The following is a 14115-nucleotide window of genomic DNA, read 5'->3' as shown; positions in this document are numbered from 1 at the left end:
CCAGGTTGATTACGCAGCCCACGGCGACTGGCGAATCACCTCGACAAAGTTCATCGGCTTGAACCCCGGCTCCTGATCCACCAGCACATCGGTCTTGACGTTGCCAAACGTGGTCTGTGGGCGATGGCGCAAGCCGTCGGCGAAGGCGCAGATGATGCACTCCTTGAACCCTTCACCGCGTGGATGCGCATGCACCACGGCTTCGCGCTGCACGGGGGTAAACGCGGCGTAGTCCATGCCCAGCACGTCCATCTCGACGCCGGCGGTGACCAGCGCCACGGTCGGGCGCAGATGTTGCGGCACACCCGGCGTCGTGTGCAGTGCGATGGACAGCCACACCTGCTCGATATCGTCATCGCTCAGCCCATACGGCGTGAGGAAGTCCGCCGCTGCGTTGGCACCGTCGACTTCGAAACGCTGGTCATCGCTGCGATGGCCTTGCACCAGGCCCAGGTCATGGAACATCGCGCCGACGTACAGCAACTCCGGGTTGTAGGCCAGTTGCTTGCGCTCACCGCTCAACGCGCCAAACAGAAACACCCGGCGCGAGTGGTGGTAGAGCAGGTCGGACTCGACGTCGCGGATATAGTCGGTGGTGGCCTTGGCCAGGGCGCTGTCCGGGATCTTGATGCCGGCGATGGTGGTGCTCATGGTCGTTCTCCGCAAGAAAGCGCCGGGGTGGCGCCGAGGAAGCCAGTCTGGTCGTGCGCCTGGGAAGGGGCTATCGCAACGAGGGTGCGATGTCGGCCAATGTGCCGCTACATCGTGCCAAGTGAAAATCGGCTAGGGTGTAGCAGGCAATATCACCCTCCAAGCCTGCGAAAATCCAAAGGTGGGAGGGGCGGTACGACGATTCGACTTGCCCCCGAGGGCGGCGGATCAGTCACTGCTTCAGTGACTGACACTCTGCTATCGGCGGCAAGTCGCACCGCCCCTCCCACAGGGGTTCTGTGTTTATCCAGTTAGGTAAAGGTGTGCCTGTTCATGAGCAAAACTGTCGCCATCCTGATCTTCCCCGGCGTCCAGTCACTGGATGTGACCGGGCCGATGGATGTGTTCTGCGAGGCGAACCGTTTTCTCGCGCCTGAAGATCACTACCAACTGGAAGTGATCGGTATCGGCCACGGCACGATGGCCTGTTCCAACGGCCTGTCGTTGCAGGCCCATCGGCATTACCGCGAAGCCTTGCAGGCGTATGACCTGTTGCTGGTAGCCGGCGGCCCACAACTGCCGTTCGAGGACTTCGGGCGTCCGTTTGATGATTGGCTGCGCGAAGCGGCAGGCAGGGCGCGGCGCTTCGGTTCGATCTGCAACGGCGCCTTCATACTCGCTCGCGCCGGTTTGCTCGACGCACGCACGGTCACCACGCACTGGGGCGATGCCGCCGACCTGGCGCGCCTGTGCCCGACCACTCGGGTCGAGGCCGACCGCCTCTACGTGCAGGACGGCAACCTCTACACCTCGGCCGGGGTCACGGCGGGGATCGACCTGTCGCTGTACCTGCTGGCCCAGGACCACGGGCCCGAAGTGGCGCTGAGCGTGGCCAAGCGCCTGGTGGTGTTCACCCAGCGCTCCGGCGGGCAGTCGCAGTTCAGTCCGTTCCTCACGCCCCACGCCGAAGCCACCTCGGCGGTGGCGCTGGTGCAGTTGTATGTGCTGGCCAACCTGACCGGCGATTTGACCATTGCGGACCTGGCCAAGGCCGCCAATATGAGTGCGCGCAACTTCTCCCGGGTGTTCGCCCGTGAAGCGCGGATCACCCCGGCGGAGTTTGTCGAGCGGGCGCGGGTGGACGCGGCGCGGGTGATGCTCGAAAGCAGCCACGCGCCGCTCAAGACCGTGGCCTATCAATGCGGGTTTCGCGATGCCCAGCACATGCGCAGTGTGTTCAACCGCCGGCTGGGGGTGACGCCACAACAGTTCCGGCTCAACTTCGCGCCGCCGGTGTAGGCACAACACCGCAGATCCAAGGTGGGAGGGGGCTTGCCCCCGATAGCGGTGGTTCAGTCATATATGCATCGACTGACACACAGCTATCGGGAGCAAACCCCCTCCCACATTTTGATCGATTTCCAAGCGATCAGCGTGCTGGCAGCAACTTCAGCGTGCCGCGCGTATTAGCCGTGACTTCCTCATCGCTGAAATGCGCCTGCTCATAGCCACCCTCGATATACGTCTCCGCCTGGTCCCCATAGTGCTTGTCGAACGGCACACCGCTTTGCCCCACCGGGTTGATGGTCAGCGCGTGGGGCACGTCTGCGAAGTCGATCAGGCGCCGGGTCGACGGGCCGTAGGTCACCGGCCATGGCGCCGGGCCGATATTGGCCGACTGGTTGTTCGGCACTTCGTGGGTGCCGGGCGCGGGGAAGGGGCCGACGTTGACGATCAGGTCCAACGGTTTCTGCGAGCCCAGCGGGTGGCCGTGGGTCAGCGTATGGGCCTTGCCCCACTGCCATTGGCCCGGGTCATCGCCGAGGGTGGCCTTGAGGTGTGCGAGGCTGTTGTCCCAGGCGAGCTTGACGGTGTCGGCGCGCTTGCCGTTCCACCAGGGTGAGTCCGGGGTTGCGGCCAGGCGTGGCAACGCGGCGTCGATCACCCGCGTGCTGAGCAGCGTCTTGAACATGCCGTCGCCCAGTTTCGGGTGGAAGGTCGCGTCGGCAAGGTTGAACAGGAACTGGTTGAACAGCGTGGCGCTGGTGGAGTCCAGCGGGTAATCGCCTTTCCAGGCCGCCAGTTGTTCCACCAGTTGCAATTGCGCCGGGTCCTTGACCACCTCGCGCAGCACCGGCAACAGCGGCGCCAACAGGCGCGGGGCGAAGGCGGTGGTGGTGCCCAGTTGCAGGGCCTGGCTGTTGTTCACCTCCCACTTCACGCTTTTGTCGCTCAACTGCGCATTCAACTGCTGGCCGCGGTCGGCCAGGTTGTAATAGCCGGGGATTTCCATGCCGCTGGGCGACACCGGCTGCGCATTGGCCGATACCACATAGCCACGCGCCGGGTTTTCTTCCTGGGGGTTGGCGCTGAACGGGTAGAAGCCCAGCTTGTCGGCCTGGGCCGTGCTGCCGTCGAGGATAAACCCGGGGTTGACGCCCGCCGGACGGATCGGCAACTGCGCCGCCGCCCACCAGCCTATATCGCCCTTGGCATTCGCCCACACGATGTTCAGGCCCGGTGCCGAGACCTTGGCTGCTGCGGCGCGGGCCTTGGCCAGGGTGTCGGCGCGGTTGAGCTGGTAGAAACCTTCGAGGATCGGGTTCTGGGTGTCGAGGAACGCCCACCACATGGCGATCGGCGTCTTGCCGGCGTTCTCGCCGAGCACGTCATTGATGATCGGGCCATGGGGCGACTGGCGCAGGGTCAAGGTGACCGGTGCCTGGCCCTTGACCGCGATCTGTTGCTCGCTGCTGCTCATGTCGACCCATTGGCCGTGGTACCAGACCTGGTTGGGGTTTTGCGGATTGACCTTCTCGGCGATCAGGTCGAGGTCGTCGTTCTGGAACATGGTCAGGCTCCAGCCGAAATCCAGGTTGTGCCCCAGGAACGCCACCGGCACCAGCGCGTTGTGATAGCCATACAGTTCAAAGCCCGGCGCCGAGAGCTGCGCCTCGTACCACACCGACGGCACCGAGAAGCGGATATGCGGGTCACCCGCCAGCAACGGCTTGCCGCTCTTGGTGCGGCTGCCGCTGACGGCCCAGGCGTTGCTGCCCTCGAACTGCGGCAAGCCGTTATCGGCCAGGGCCTGCTCGCTCAGGGATGCAATGGCGCCGAGGCGTTGCCAGTCGCTGGCGGCCAGGTTGAGCGCGCCCTTGGGTTGCCAGGCGAGGTCGAACACGTTCAGGTAGTCGCTGCCCAACTGGTCGCGTACATACGTCAGCAATGGCTCGGTACGAAACGCGGCAGCAAAGCTGTAGGCCATATACCCGGCGACGCTGATGGTGTCCTCTGCGGTGAACGGCCGCTTCGGGATGCCCAGCACATCGAACTCCATCGGGCTGGCGTGGGTGTCCTGATACTGGTTGATCCCGTCCAGATAGGCTTGCAGGGCCTTCCAGTGCGCCGACTCATGGTCCAGCTGCGCGACATAAGTGGCGGACCGTTCGCGAATGCGCAGGCTGCGGAACAGTTTGTCGGTCTCCAGCAGCTTGGGGCCGAGCACTTCGGCCAATTCGCCGCGAGCCAGGCGCCGCATGATTTCCATCTGGAACAACCGGTCCTGGGCATGCACGTAGCCCAGGGCGCGGTACAGGTCGGTCTCGTTCTCGGCGCGGATATGCGGCACGCCACGGTCGTCGTAGCGCACCGTGACCGAACCTTGCAGGTTCGCCAGCGTCACTGCGCCCTGGCGGGTGGGTTGCTTGCTGTAGACGTACCAGCCGGCGCCGACGGCAACCAGCGCCAGCAGCACCGCGAGAACCTGCAAGACGCGCTTCATGAACATTCCTTACCAAGAGTGGGGCGGCGGGCTACGAACCGGTTGGCCACGAACAATAGCAGCCCACCGCCAGGGTGTGAGTGGCATTCACCGCGCGTCCCGCTTCAAGGGCTTTGAGGATCGGCTCGATAAAGCTGTTGTTGGCGTTGCACGTCAGCCCTTCGCTGTAGGGCCCGAAATACGCGAGCTTGCCTGTGCGGTCCCAGATCGCCACGGCCGGGGTCGCCGGTATTTGATCGGCGCCGGGCAGGCTGCTGAGGATTTTCATCTGGCGCAGGTTGTCGGGCAGTTGGCCGTGGCTGCCGGGCTTTTGCAGGGCGTAGAACTCAACGCCCTGGGGCGCGTAGTGCTCGATCAACTCGCCCAGGTGTTGCTGGTTGCCGACGTTGCACGGGCAGGCCGGGTCCCAGAAATGCACGAGACGGATCGGGCCGGGGCCGGCGAGGTCGTCGGGCAGGCGCAGGGCGTCGCCGGAAAACACCGCCGTGTGTTCGTTGAAGGTGCGCAGGTAGCGTCCCTGGAACCAGTCATACGCGGCCCATAACACGCCGGCGCAGAGCAGCAGCACCAGGCTGGCGAACAGGGTGGTGCGGTAGGGTTGTCGCATTCAGATCAATCCTCGAAGGACGCGTAGCTTGCCATGCTTGCCCCGACAGATGAATATCGCAGCTCGATATTCCTCTGCGCAGCGCGTGAAGCCCCCAAGTCTGGAACCTCTTATGCCCGTTACCTTTGACCCCGATCATCTGCGCGACAGCTTGCGGCCCCTGGTGGATGCGCAGCCGCTCAGCGCCGAGGCGCGGGTCTACCAGCGTTTCTACGGGCTGGACCTGAGCGCGCGCAAGGTGCCGGCGGTGAGCCGTCTTGGCCGCTTCGGGGTCGATGGCTTCGAGGTGGTCGCCCAAGTGTGGTGGCCGCCCGTGCCGGTGGCGACGATGTTTATGTTCCACGGGTTCTACGACCATATGGGGCTGTACCGCCACGTGGTCGACTGGGCGCTGGACCAGGGGTTTGTGGTGATCGCCTGCGACCTGCCGGGGCATGGCTTGTCCAGCGGGGTGCGGGCCAGCATCGATGATTTTGCGGTGTACCAGGACGTGGTGCAGGCGCTGTTCGCCCAGGCCGAATCGCTGCACCTGCCCCGGCCCTGGCACCTGTTCGGGCAAAGCACCGGCGGCGCGGTGGTGGTGGATCACTTGCTCAACCATGGCGTCGACAGCCCGGCCCAGGGTAAGACTTTTCTGCTTTCACCCTTGGTGCGCCCGCGTGGGTGGGGCTGGTCGCAGGTCAGCTATTACCTGCTGCGGCCGTTCGTCAAAGGCATCGCCCGGCGGTTCAGCGAAAACACCAATGACCCGGCCTTCAAGCCGTTCCTCGAAGCCGACCCCTTGCAGCCGCGCCAACTGCCGACCGCCTGGGTCGGGGCACTGGCGCGCTGGATCAAGCAAATCGAAGCCGCACCGCGCAGCCCGCGGCGGCCGCTGATTGTGCAGGGCGAAGAGGATATGACGGTGGATTGGCAGCACAACCTGAAGATGCTGCGGGGCAAGTTCGATCAGCCTGAGGTGTTGATGCTCAAGCGTGGCCGGCATCACTTGGCCAATGAGATTCCCGAGATTCGCAATGAGTACTTCAAGTACCTCACCGACCACCTGAAATAACGCGGTGAAAATGTGGGAGGGGGCTTGCCCCCGATAGCAGGGTGTCAGTCAGCACATCTGATACTGACCCACCGCCATCGGGGGCAAGCCCCCTCCCACATTTTTCTTACGGCGCCAGGCTTGAGGTGCTTTGACCGACCGCCAAGCCTGCGCGTACCGCTGCCAGTGCCGCCTGGTAATACGCTTTACCCTGCGGCGACTCGGCAAACGTAGCGAACTCTTCCAGCTCCGGGTCGGACAAATCCCGATAGACGTACAGCAGCGTGTTGTTCAGGTCATTGCCGATCTGTTGCATCAGCCGCTCGCGTTGCCCATCCAACATGCCCTGGGCCTGGCCGCCGCCCAACAGGCCGGGGATCATCTGGCTCAAGCTGTCGGCCGCCACGCCGGCGATCGCCAGGCTGACTTCGGCGCCGGCTTCACGGGCAGGCAGGGCCTGGGCCAGGTGGCCGATGATCAGGCTGCGGGTGGCGTCGGCTTCGATGTGCGGCAGGCCTTGGGCATTTTTTGCCAACTGGTCGCGGCGGGTGGCGAGCAATTCGGCGGCGACAACCTTGCGCCCCAGCGGCGATTGAAAAAACGCCAGGGCTGGCGCTGGGTCCGCCAGGCGCTTGCGCAACTGGGCTTCGGCGCGCCGGTCCATGGCCTGGGCGGCGAAGCGCTTATTGCTGTTGTCGACCAGCGCCTGGTACACCGCCGGCGGCAGGCTATTGCGGTAGCGTTGCTGGGCGGCACTGAGGGCGTCATTGAAATGCGCACGTTGTTCGGCCCAGCCGGCGACCTTGTACAACAGGTCATGGCCGTCTGCCCAGGCGGGCAAAACGCAGAACATCAGCAAGGAAAAAAACAAACGACGCATATGGACTCCTGTCAGTCGGCCACTATTGTCCGTGTCGGGCGTAGGATTTGTCGAGAAATCCTATCAGTCACCTGACTAAAGTGCGTTCAGACGCTCAACGGCCCTGTTGGATTCACAGGCGTATGGATACTATGCGCGCCATGCAAATACCCCTCGATCACCCATTGCTGCAACGCATTGTCGACGACCTGGCCGAAAAGGGCTGGTCGCAGCAGAACGGCTTCCTGCCCCAGGCTCTGACCCTGGAACTGGCGGCTGAGTGCCGTAAACGTGCGGTTGAAGGTGAACTGGCACCGGCGGCGGTCGGGCGCGGGCCGGCCCAGGAGATTCGCGAGGGCATACGCGGCGACCATATCCAGTGGTTAGAGGAGGGCGACTCCGCCGTCTGTGACCGCTATATGGCGGTATTGGATAGCTTGCGCCTGGCGATAAACCGCAGCTTGTTCCTCGGCCTGGAAGATTTTGAAGGCCACTTCGCGATGTACCCGCCGGGGGCGTTTTACCTCAGGCACCTGGACCGGTTTCGCGACGATGACCGGCGCTCGGTCTCGGCGGTGATCTACCTGAACGACGAGTGGCTGGCGGAGCAGGGCGGCCAGTTGCGCATGTACCTCAAGGACGGCGTCGAACATGACGTGGTGCCCAGCGGCGGTTGCCTGGTGGTGTTCCTGTCTGGAGAAGTTCCCCACGAAGTCCTGCCCGCCACCCGCGAGCGCCTGTCGCTGACCGGCTGGTTTCGCCGGCGCGGCAACGAGCCGTTTTAAGCATGCAAAAAATTCTCGTCAGCCGCTGCCTGCTCGGGCACAAGGTGCGCTACGACGGCGGCGCCAGCGGGCCGTTCGATCAACTGGCGGCGTGGCAGGCCGAAGGCCGTGTGGTTGCGATTTGCCCGGAAGTGTCGGGCGGTTTGCCCACGCCCAGGCCTTCCGCCGAGATTCCAGGCGGGCAGGGCATCGACGTGTGGGAGGGCCGCGCCCAGGTGCTGACCGCTGCGGGCGAGGACTTCAGCGCCGCCTTCCTCGACGGCGCCCGCCAGGCGTTGGTGCTGGTGCAGCGCCACCAGATCCAGATCGCCGTGCTCAAGGCCAATAGCCCGTCCTGCGGCAATGTGCTGACCTATGACGGTAGCTTCAGCGGCGTGAAGGTGAGCGGCGAGGGCGTCACGGCGGCGCTGCTCAAGCGCCATGGAGTGTTGGTGTTCAGTGAGCTGGAGTTGCTTGAGGCGGCACAAGCCCTGGCCCACATTTGATCTACTGCGCCTTGACTGCCGCTGTGTCGCCTTCGAACCATTTCTGCGCCAGCGCCTTCAACCGTCCATCGGCCTTCACCCGTTGCAGCGCCTTGTCCAGGCTCGCCTTGAACGCCGGGTTGCCCTTCTGGAACGCAATGGCCAACTCCGGTTTGTCGCGATAAGGCTCACTGAAATCGAACCGATCCTGCAACTCGGCAGTCATAGCGATATGATTGATGGCCACGTCGTACTTGCCAGTTGCCACGCCGGGCAGCAGGTCGCTGTCATCGGTGGTGATAAACGAGGGGCGCACATCCATCTCTTTGGCCAGTTGTTCACCGAGTTCAACTTCAAAACCGCTGAGTTTCTCACCGTCCTTGAAGTTGTAGGGCGGGGTGTTGGCCTCCAGGGCGATGCGCAGCTCACCGCGATCAAACACATCATCGATCAGTTCGGCGTGAGCCAAGGGGCTCATCAGGGGAAGCAGCAGTAACAGGCCAGGCGAAAAGCGCATGGTCACTCCTAAAGAATTCGAATGTGCGAGGCGTGGTTCAGCATCGCTTTGTTATGGTGTTGAGTGCCTTGGACAGCAATTTGTCGCTAAGTTGTCATAACCCTACAAATTTCATAGAGAAGTGGAGAAGCGAATGAAAGCCCTTTTGTCTCGTGCAACGATTGCCAGCGTGCTGCTGGGTGCTTCGATGTTGGTGACTGCCGCAGACGGCATCCCGCGCAGCGCGCCACCTGAAGGTGCAAAAGTGTTTATCGTTTCGCCGAAAGACGGCGCCACCGTCGATAAAACCTTCACCGTCAAATTCGGCATGGAAGGCCTGAAGCTGGCTCCGGCCACCGAACAGGCCCCAGGCACCGGCCACCATCACCTGCTGGTCGACCAGAAAGCGCTGCCGGACGCCAGCGTGCCGATCCCGGCCACTGACACCGTGATCCACTACGGTAAGGCCCAGACCGAAACCGAACTGACCCTCACCCCTGGCAAGCACACCTTGCAACTGGTCGCCGGCGACAAGTTGCACATGCAGTTCAACCCGACTGTAGCCTCGAAAGTGATCACGGTTAACGTCAAGTAAGATTTGTTCAGACAAAAAAAGGGAGACCCCTGTGGGTCTCCCATTTTTTGTACGGCGTTTGAAGCCTTAGAACAACACGCGGCAACGAATCGTGCCGTTGATGTGCTGCAGCTTCTGTTGTGCCAGGTCCGAGTACTCGGCGTCGACGTCGATTACCACGTAGCCGACCTTCTCGTTGGTCTGCAGGAACTGACCGGAGATGTTGATGCCGTTTTCTGCGAAGACCTTGTTGATCTCCATCATCACACCCGGGATGTTCTGGTGGATGTGCAGCAGGCGGTGCTTGCCAGGGTGAGCCGGCAGGGCCACTTCCGGGAAGTTGACCGAGGACACCGACGTACCGTTGTCGCTGTACTTGACCAGTTTTTCCGAGACTTCCAGGCCAATGTTGGCCTGGGCTTCAGCGGTGGAGCCGCCGATGTGCGGGGTCAGGATCACGTTGTCCAGGCCACGCAGCGGGCTTTCGAAGATGTCGTCGTTGGAGCGTGGCTCCACCGGGAACACGTCGATGGCGGCGCCGATCAGGTGTTTGTCCTTGATCGCGTCAGCCAGGGCGTCTAGCTCGACCACGGTGCCGCGTGCAGCGTTGATCAGGATGCCGCCTTTCTTGATCGAGCGGATTTCCTTCTCGCCGATCATCCACTGGGTTTCAGCGGTTTCCGGCACGTGCAGGGTGACGATGTCGGACATGCCCAGCAGCTCGGTCAGGCTCGACACTTGCGTGGCGTTACCCAGTGGCAGCTTGGTCAGGGTGTCGTAGAAGAACACCTGCATGCCCAGGCTTTCGGCCAGGACCGACAGTTGAGTGCCGATCGAGCCGTAACCGACGATACCCAGCTTCTTGCCGCGGATTTCGAAGGAGTTGGCTGCGCTCTTGATCCAGCCGCCACGGTGGCAGGAGGCGTTTTTCTCCGGAATACCGCGCAGCAGCAGGATGGCCTCGGCCAGCACCAGTTCCGCAACGGAACGGGTGTTGGAGTACGGTGCGTTGAACACCGCGATGCCGCGCTCGCGCGCCGCATTAAGGTCGACCTGGTTGGTGCCGATGCAGAAACAGCCGACCGCCACGAGTTTCTTGGCGTGATCGAAGACCTCTTCGGTCAGCTGAGTGCGGGAGCGAATGCCGATAAAGTGCGCGTCGGCGATCTTTTCCTTGAGCTGGGCTTCCGGCAGAGAGCTGGTGATGTACTCAATGCTGGTATACCCGGCGGCCTTCAGAACCTCGACGGCCGATGGGTGGACGCCTTCCAGAAGAAGGAACTTGATCTTGCTCTTATCGAGAGAAGTCTTGCTCATCTGCGTAAACCTGTATCCCGGAGAAAAATGGCAGGGAATCGAGCAGCGCAAGCTGACCCGGACGGCAGGAAAGCCGTCACCGCAGAACGCCCTTGGGCTCTGTCCTGCGGGGGCGGTATGCTAGCATATGCGCCCCGCTAAACACCTATTCCTGCGACGTGAAGCGTTCTCAGGATGACCATGAATTGTTCGAGAGTTCTGTCGATGACCCATCCTGCCCTGATTGATGAGCTAAAGACCCTGGTTGAGCCCGGCAAAGTGCTGACCGACGCCGACTCCCTGGAGGCTTACGGCAAGGATTGGACCAAGCACTTCGCGCCGGCCCCGACTGCCATCGTGTTCCCCAAGACGACTGAGCAAGTGCAGGCCATCGTGCGCTGGGCCAATGAGCGCAAGGTCGCGCTGGTGCCGTCCGGTGGGCGTACCGGCCTGTCGGCCGCTGCCGTTGCGGCCAATGGTGAAGTGGTCGTCTCGTTCGACTATATGAACCAGATCCTGGACGTGAACCTCACCGACCGCACCGCCAAGTGCCAGCCGGGCGTGGTCACCAAGCAATTGCAGAACGCCGCCGAAGAGCACGGCCTGTACTACCCGGTGGACTTCGCTTCGTCCGGTTCGAGCCAGATTGGCGGCAATATCGGCACCAATGCCGGCGGGATCAAGGTAATTCGCTACGGCATGACCCGTAACTGGGTCGCCGGCATGAAGGTCGTCACCGGCAAAGGCGACGTGCTGGAACTGAACCGCGACCTGATCAAGAACGCCACCGGCTACGACATGCGCCAGTTGTTCATTGGCGCCGAAGGCACCCTGGGTTTTGTCGTGGAAGCCACCATGCGCCTGGACCGTGCGCCGAAAAACCTCACCGCCATGGTGCTCGGCACCACCGACTTCGACTCGATCATGCCGGTGCTGCACGCGTTCCAGAGCAAGCTGGACCTGACCGCTTTCGAGTTTTTCTCCGACAAGGCCCTGGCCAAAGTCCTCGGCCGTGGTGACGTGCCGGCGCCGTTCGAGACCGAATGCCCGTTCTACGCACTGCTGGAATTCGAAGCCACCACCGAAGACGTCGCCAACCACGCCCTGGAAACCTTCGAGCACTGCGTCGAGCAGGGCTGGGTGCTGGACGGCGTGATGAGCCAGAGCGAAACCCAACTGCACAACCTGTGGAAGCTGCGCGAGTACATCTCCGAGACCATTTCCCACTGGACGCCGTACAAGAACGACATTTCGGTAACGGTATCGAAAGTACCGGCATTCTTGAAGGAAATTGACGCGATCGTCGGCGAACACTACCCCGACTTCGAAATCGTCTGGTTCGGCCATATCGGCGACGGCAACCTGCACCTGAACATCCTCAAGCCGGAAAACCTGAGCAAGGACGAGTTCTTCGCCAAGTGCGCCACCGTGAACAAGTGGGTGTTCGAGACCGTCGCGAAGTACAACGGCTCGATCTCCGCCGAGCACGGTGTGGGCATGACCAAGCGCGATTACCTGACCTATAGCCGCTCGCCGGTTGAAATCGAATACATGAAGGCAGTCAAAGCGGTGTTCGACCCGAACGGGATCATGAACCCCGGCAAGATCTTCGCTGTTTAACCGCCCCTGAAGGAGTCGTTCCATGAGCTACCAGCACAAGTATGTCGACGGCACCAACATCCACTTCCCTATGGGCAAAGTGGTGTGTATCGGGCGTAACTACGCCGAACATGCCAAGGAACTGGATAACCCGGTACCGACCGAACCGTTGCTGTTCATCAAGCCGGGAAGCTGCGTTGTGGCGCTGGAAGGCGGTTTCAGCATTCCGACCGAACGCGGTTCGGTGCATTACGAAGCGGAAATCGCGGTGCTGATCGGCAAACCCCTGTCGACCAAGCCCAGCCGCGAAGAAGTACTCGACGCCATCTCCGGCTTCGCCCCGGCCCTCGACCTGACCCTGCGCGACAAGCAGGCCGAGTTGAAAGCCAAGGGCTTGCCGTGGGAAATCGCCAAGTCCTTTGACGGCGCGGCGGTGATCGCGCCGTTCGTGGTCGGCAGCACCTTCCCTGACCTGACCGATATCGGCATTCGCCTGACCATCAACGGCGAAGTGCGCCAGGATGGCAACAGTGCGGTCATGCTCAACCCGATCATCCCGATGATCCAGTACATGGCCGGCTGCTTCTCGCTGCAAGCCGGGGATGTGATCCTCACCGGCACCCCAGCCGGCGTGGGTCCGCTGAATGTCGGTGACGAGCTGGTGCTGGAATTGTCCGGTGTGAACCGTTTCGAAAGCAGCGTTCGCTAACTTCAGCAGCACCCTGTGGCGAGGGCGCTTGCTCCCGCTGGGCCGCGAAGCGGCCCTGAAAATGGGACTGCTAAGCAGTCCAGCGGGAGCTAGCGCCCTCGCCACAGGTCCCTCGCTAGTCTCGGTTGTTTGCATATTTTTCACACCCCATCCGGATAATCTTCCGCCTCCTAAGCGCGGGGCGGTTATTCCTGTGCTATCACCTAATGCTGACTTCCCGGAAAAAGCGCCCAATGGCCGTGTCCCTGCCTACCTTGACCCCCAAGCCACGCTCTCGTTTTGCTCTGCGCTGGTATTCCTGGCTGTTTCTGGCCGGGGCGATTGTGTACGGCATTGCCTGGGCCATGCATTGGGACGACCGCGGTGTGTTGTGGGTAGTCGAGCGTTTTGAAAGCCCGGCCAAACGCCAATCGAGCGTGTGGCTCCCGGATTACCGTGCCGTCATCGACGCCAAGCTGCTGCCCGGTATGGAGAAGGACGAGGCCTCGGACCTGTCCTACAACCCACAGACGAAAACCCTGTTTTCTGTCATGGGCAAAAATGCATTCCTCGTCGAGTTGACCCTGCAAGGCGATGTGCTGCGCAAGATGCCCCTTAACGGTTGGAGCAACCCGGAAGGTGTGACGGTGATGGAAAACGGCCTGATGGCCGTGGTCGATGAGCGCCAGCACAGCCTGACCATCGTCAAAGTCGACGCCGGCACCACGGCGTTGAACAAGGCCGACTTCCCGAGTTACGACCTGGGCCCGTCCAAAAACCAGAACAAAGCCTTTGAAGGCGTCACCTGGGACAAGCGCAACCAGCAGTTCGTGCTGGGCGAAGAACGCCCGCCGGCGCTGTTCACCTGGAAAAGCGACGGCAGCCAGACCCTGGTCGGTGACAAGCAAAAGCTCGCCAATACCAAGCTGGACATGCGCAACCTCTCGGCCCTGGCCATCGACCCGCGCACCGGGCACCTGCTGGTGCTGTCGGCCGACTCCCACCTGCTGCTGGAACTGGATGAAAAGGGCGAGCAAGTCAGCTTCATGACCTTGCTCGGTGGCTTCAACGGCCTCAAGAACACGATCCCCCGTGCCGAAGGCGTGACCCTGGACGAGCGCGGCAACCTGTACATGGTCAGTGAGCCGAACCTGTTCTATCGTTTCGAAAAACAGCCATAACAGACCGATAACGTCGGATACGTTTCTATCTGCGGCATACGCCACACACCGGGCGCGTTTAAGTTTAGATTCAGATGGGCGTGATATTTATTCGCCAC

At 62.2% G+C, this 14115-nt stretch carries 14 protein-coding genes; 8 read left to right on the top strand and 6 right to left on the bottom strand.

Annotated elements, in window-relative coordinates:
• Positions 1-9: 9 nt before the first annotated feature.
• Positions 10-651 (bottom strand): HD domain-containing protein, encoded by a 642-nt coding sequence (locus P3S72_RS28965; RefSeq protein WP_276195344.1) that lies wholly within the window; start codon positions 649-651, stop codon positions 10-12.
• Between the two features lie 333 nt (positions 652-984).
• Here P3S72_RS28965 and P3S72_RS28960 point away from each other — a divergent pair, with 333 nt between their 5' ends.
• Positions 985-1950, top strand: a complete 966-nt coding sequence (locus P3S72_RS28960) for a GlxA family transcriptional regulator (RefSeq protein WP_276195343.1) — start codon at positions 985-987, stop codon at positions 1948-1950.
• A gap of 130 nt (positions 1951-2080) precedes the next feature.
• Here the strand turns inward: P3S72_RS28960 and P3S72_RS28955 are convergent, their stop codons facing one another.
• The gene (locus tag P3S72_RS28955; protein WP_276195342.1) at positions 2081-4435 is read right to left on the bottom strand and encodes a penicillin acylase family protein; all 2355 of its coding nucleotides are present in this window, start codon (positions 4433-4435) and stop codon (positions 2081-2083) included.
• A gap of 31 nt (positions 4436-4466) precedes the next feature.
• Positions 4467-5042: a DUF6436 domain-containing protein gene (locus P3S72_RS28950; RefSeq protein ID WP_247407550.1), complete on the bottom strand. Its 576-nt coding sequence runs from the start codon at positions 5040-5042 to the stop codon at positions 4467-4469.
• Positions 5043-5154: 112 nt separating this feature from the next.
• On the opposite strand from P3S72_RS28950, the gene P3S72_RS28945 reads away from it, so the two are divergent.
• Positions 5155-6096, top strand: a complete 942-nt coding sequence (locus P3S72_RS28945; RefSeq protein ID WP_276195341.1) for an alpha/beta hydrolase — start codon at positions 5155-5157, stop codon at positions 6094-6096.
• Positions 6097-6202: 106 nt separating this feature from the next.
• On the opposite strand, the gene P3S72_RS28940 is transcribed toward P3S72_RS28945, so the two are convergent.
• Positions 6203-6955: a DUF2059 domain-containing protein gene (locus tag P3S72_RS28940; protein WP_276195340.1), complete on the bottom strand. Its 753-nt coding sequence runs from the start codon at positions 6953-6955 to the stop codon at positions 6203-6205.
• 131 nt (positions 6956-7086) lie between these two features.
• Here P3S72_RS28940 and P3S72_RS28935 point away from each other — a divergent pair, with 131 nt between their 5' ends.
• Together P3S72_RS28935 and P3S72_RS28930 are read left to right on the top strand one after the other, a co-directional pair.
• Positions 7087-7719 carry a 2OG-Fe(II) oxygenase gene (locus P3S72_RS28935; RefSeq protein ID WP_276198006.1) on the top strand — a complete coding sequence of 211 codons (633 nt, stop codon included), beginning with the start codon at positions 7087-7089 and terminating at the stop codon, positions 7717-7719.
• A gap of 2 nt (positions 7720-7721) precedes the next feature.
• Positions 7722-8204, top strand: a complete 483-nt coding sequence (locus P3S72_RS28930) for a DUF523 domain-containing protein (protein WP_276195339.1) — start codon at positions 7722-7724, stop codon at positions 8202-8204.
• Position 8205: 1 nt separating this feature from the next.
• Here P3S72_RS28930 and P3S72_RS28925 read toward each other — a convergent pair whose 3' ends face one another.
• On the bottom strand, positions 8206-8700 hold the full coding sequence (locus P3S72_RS28925; RefSeq protein ID WP_276195338.1) for a transporter substrate-binding domain-containing protein: 495 nt from the start codon (positions 8698-8700) through the stop codon (positions 8206-8208).
• A gap of 133 nt (positions 8701-8833) precedes the next feature.
• Between P3S72_RS28925 and P3S72_RS28920 the strand changes: the two genes are divergently transcribed.
• On the top strand, positions 8834-9274 hold the full coding sequence (locus tag P3S72_RS28920) for a DUF4399 domain-containing protein (protein WP_247396887.1): 441 nt from the start codon (positions 8834-8836) through the stop codon (positions 9272-9274).
• A 66-nt stretch (positions 9275-9340) separates the two neighbouring features.
• Here P3S72_RS28920 and serA read toward each other — a convergent pair whose 3' ends face one another.
• Positions 9341-10570 carry a phosphoglycerate dehydrogenase gene (serA, locus tag P3S72_RS28915; protein ID WP_276195337.1) on the bottom strand — a complete coding sequence of 410 codons (1230 nt, stop codon included), beginning with the start codon at positions 10568-10570 and terminating at the stop codon, positions 9341-9343.
• A 204-nt stretch (positions 10571-10774) separates the two neighbouring features.
• Between serA and P3S72_RS28910 the strand changes: the two genes are divergently transcribed.
• From P3S72_RS28910 to P3S72_RS28900, 3 genes are all read left to right on the top strand, one after another.
• Positions 10775-12169: an FAD-binding oxidoreductase gene (locus P3S72_RS28910; protein WP_276195336.1), complete on the top strand. Its 1395-nt coding sequence runs from the start codon at positions 10775-10777 to the stop codon at positions 12167-12169.
• A 22-nt stretch (positions 12170-12191) separates the two neighbouring features.
• Complete coding sequence (locus P3S72_RS28905) at positions 12192-12857, top strand: fumarylacetoacetate hydrolase family protein (protein WP_276195335.1); 666 nt, start codon at positions 12192-12194, stop codon at positions 12855-12857.
• A gap of 233 nt (positions 12858-13090) precedes the next feature.
• A complete protein-coding gene (locus P3S72_RS28900; RefSeq protein ID WP_276195334.1) occupies positions 13091-14017 on the top strand; it encodes an SdiA-regulated domain-containing protein in 927 nt (308 codons plus the stop codon).
• The last annotated feature ends 98 nt before the right edge of the window (positions 14018-14115 follow it).

The sequence above is a fragment of the Pseudomonas sp. D3 genome, assembly GCF_029320995.1.
Classification (GTDB): domain Bacteria; phylum Pseudomonadota; class Gammaproteobacteria; order Pseudomonadales; family Pseudomonadaceae; genus Aquipseudomonas; species Aquipseudomonas paraveronii.
Note: the sequence above shows the minus strand (reverse complement) of the source record. Positions and strands in the feature narration are given on the sequence as shown.

Excerpts from the sequence above, each read along its gene's own strand:
- P3S72_RS28905 (WP_276195335.1), top strand. The coding sequence starts at position 12,192 with ATGAGCTACCAGCACAAGTATGTCGACGGCACCAACATCCACTTCCCT.
- P3S72_RS28910 (WP_276195336.1), top strand. The coding sequence starts at position 10,775 with ATGACCCATCCTGCCCTGATTGATGAGCTAAAGACCCTGGTTGAGCCC.
- P3S72_RS28950 (WP_247407550.1), bottom strand. The coding sequence starts at position 5,042 with ATGCGACAACCCTACCGCACCACCCTGTTCGCCAGCCTGGTGCTGCTG.
- P3S72_RS28930 (WP_276195339.1), top strand. The coding sequence starts at position 7,722 with ATGCAAAAAATTCTCGTCAGCCGCTGCCTGCTCGGGCACAAGGTGCGC.
- P3S72_RS28925 (WP_276195338.1), bottom strand. The coding sequence starts at position 8,700 with ATGCGCTTTTCGCCTGGCCTGTTACTGCTGCTTCCCCTGATGAGCCCC.
- serA (WP_276195337.1), bottom strand. The coding sequence starts at position 10,570 with ATGAGCAAGACTTCTCTCGATAAGAGCAAGATCAAGTTCCTTCTTCTG.
- P3S72_RS28900 (WP_276195334.1), top strand. The coding sequence starts at position 13,091 with ATGGCCGTGTCCCTGCCTACCTTGACCCCCAAGCCACGCTCTCGTTTT.
- P3S72_RS28945 (WP_276195341.1), top strand. The coding sequence starts at position 5,155 with ATGCCCGTTACCTTTGACCCCGATCATCTGCGCGACAGCTTGCGGCCC.
- P3S72_RS28955 (WP_276195342.1), bottom strand. The coding sequence starts at position 4,435 with ATGAAGCGCGTCTTGCAGGTTCTCGCGGTGCTGCTGGCGCTGGTTGCC.
- P3S72_RS28920 (WP_247396887.1), top strand. The coding sequence starts at position 8,834 with ATGAAAGCCCTTTTGTCTCGTGCAACGATTGCCAGCGTGCTGCTGGGT.
- P3S72_RS28935 (WP_276198006.1), top strand. The coding sequence starts at position 7,087 with ATGCGCGCCATGCAAATACCCCTCGATCACCCATTGCTGCAACGCATT.
- P3S72_RS28960 (WP_276195343.1), top strand. The coding sequence starts at position 985 with ATGAGCAAAACTGTCGCCATCCTGATCTTCCCCGGCGTCCAGTCACTG.
- P3S72_RS28940 (WP_276195340.1), bottom strand. The coding sequence starts at position 6,955 with ATGCGTCGTTTGTTTTTTTCCTTGCTGATGTTCTGCGTTTTGCCCGCC.
- P3S72_RS28965 (WP_276195344.1), bottom strand. The coding sequence starts at position 651 with ATGAGCACCACCATCGCCGGCATCAAGATCCCGGACAGCGCCCTGGCC.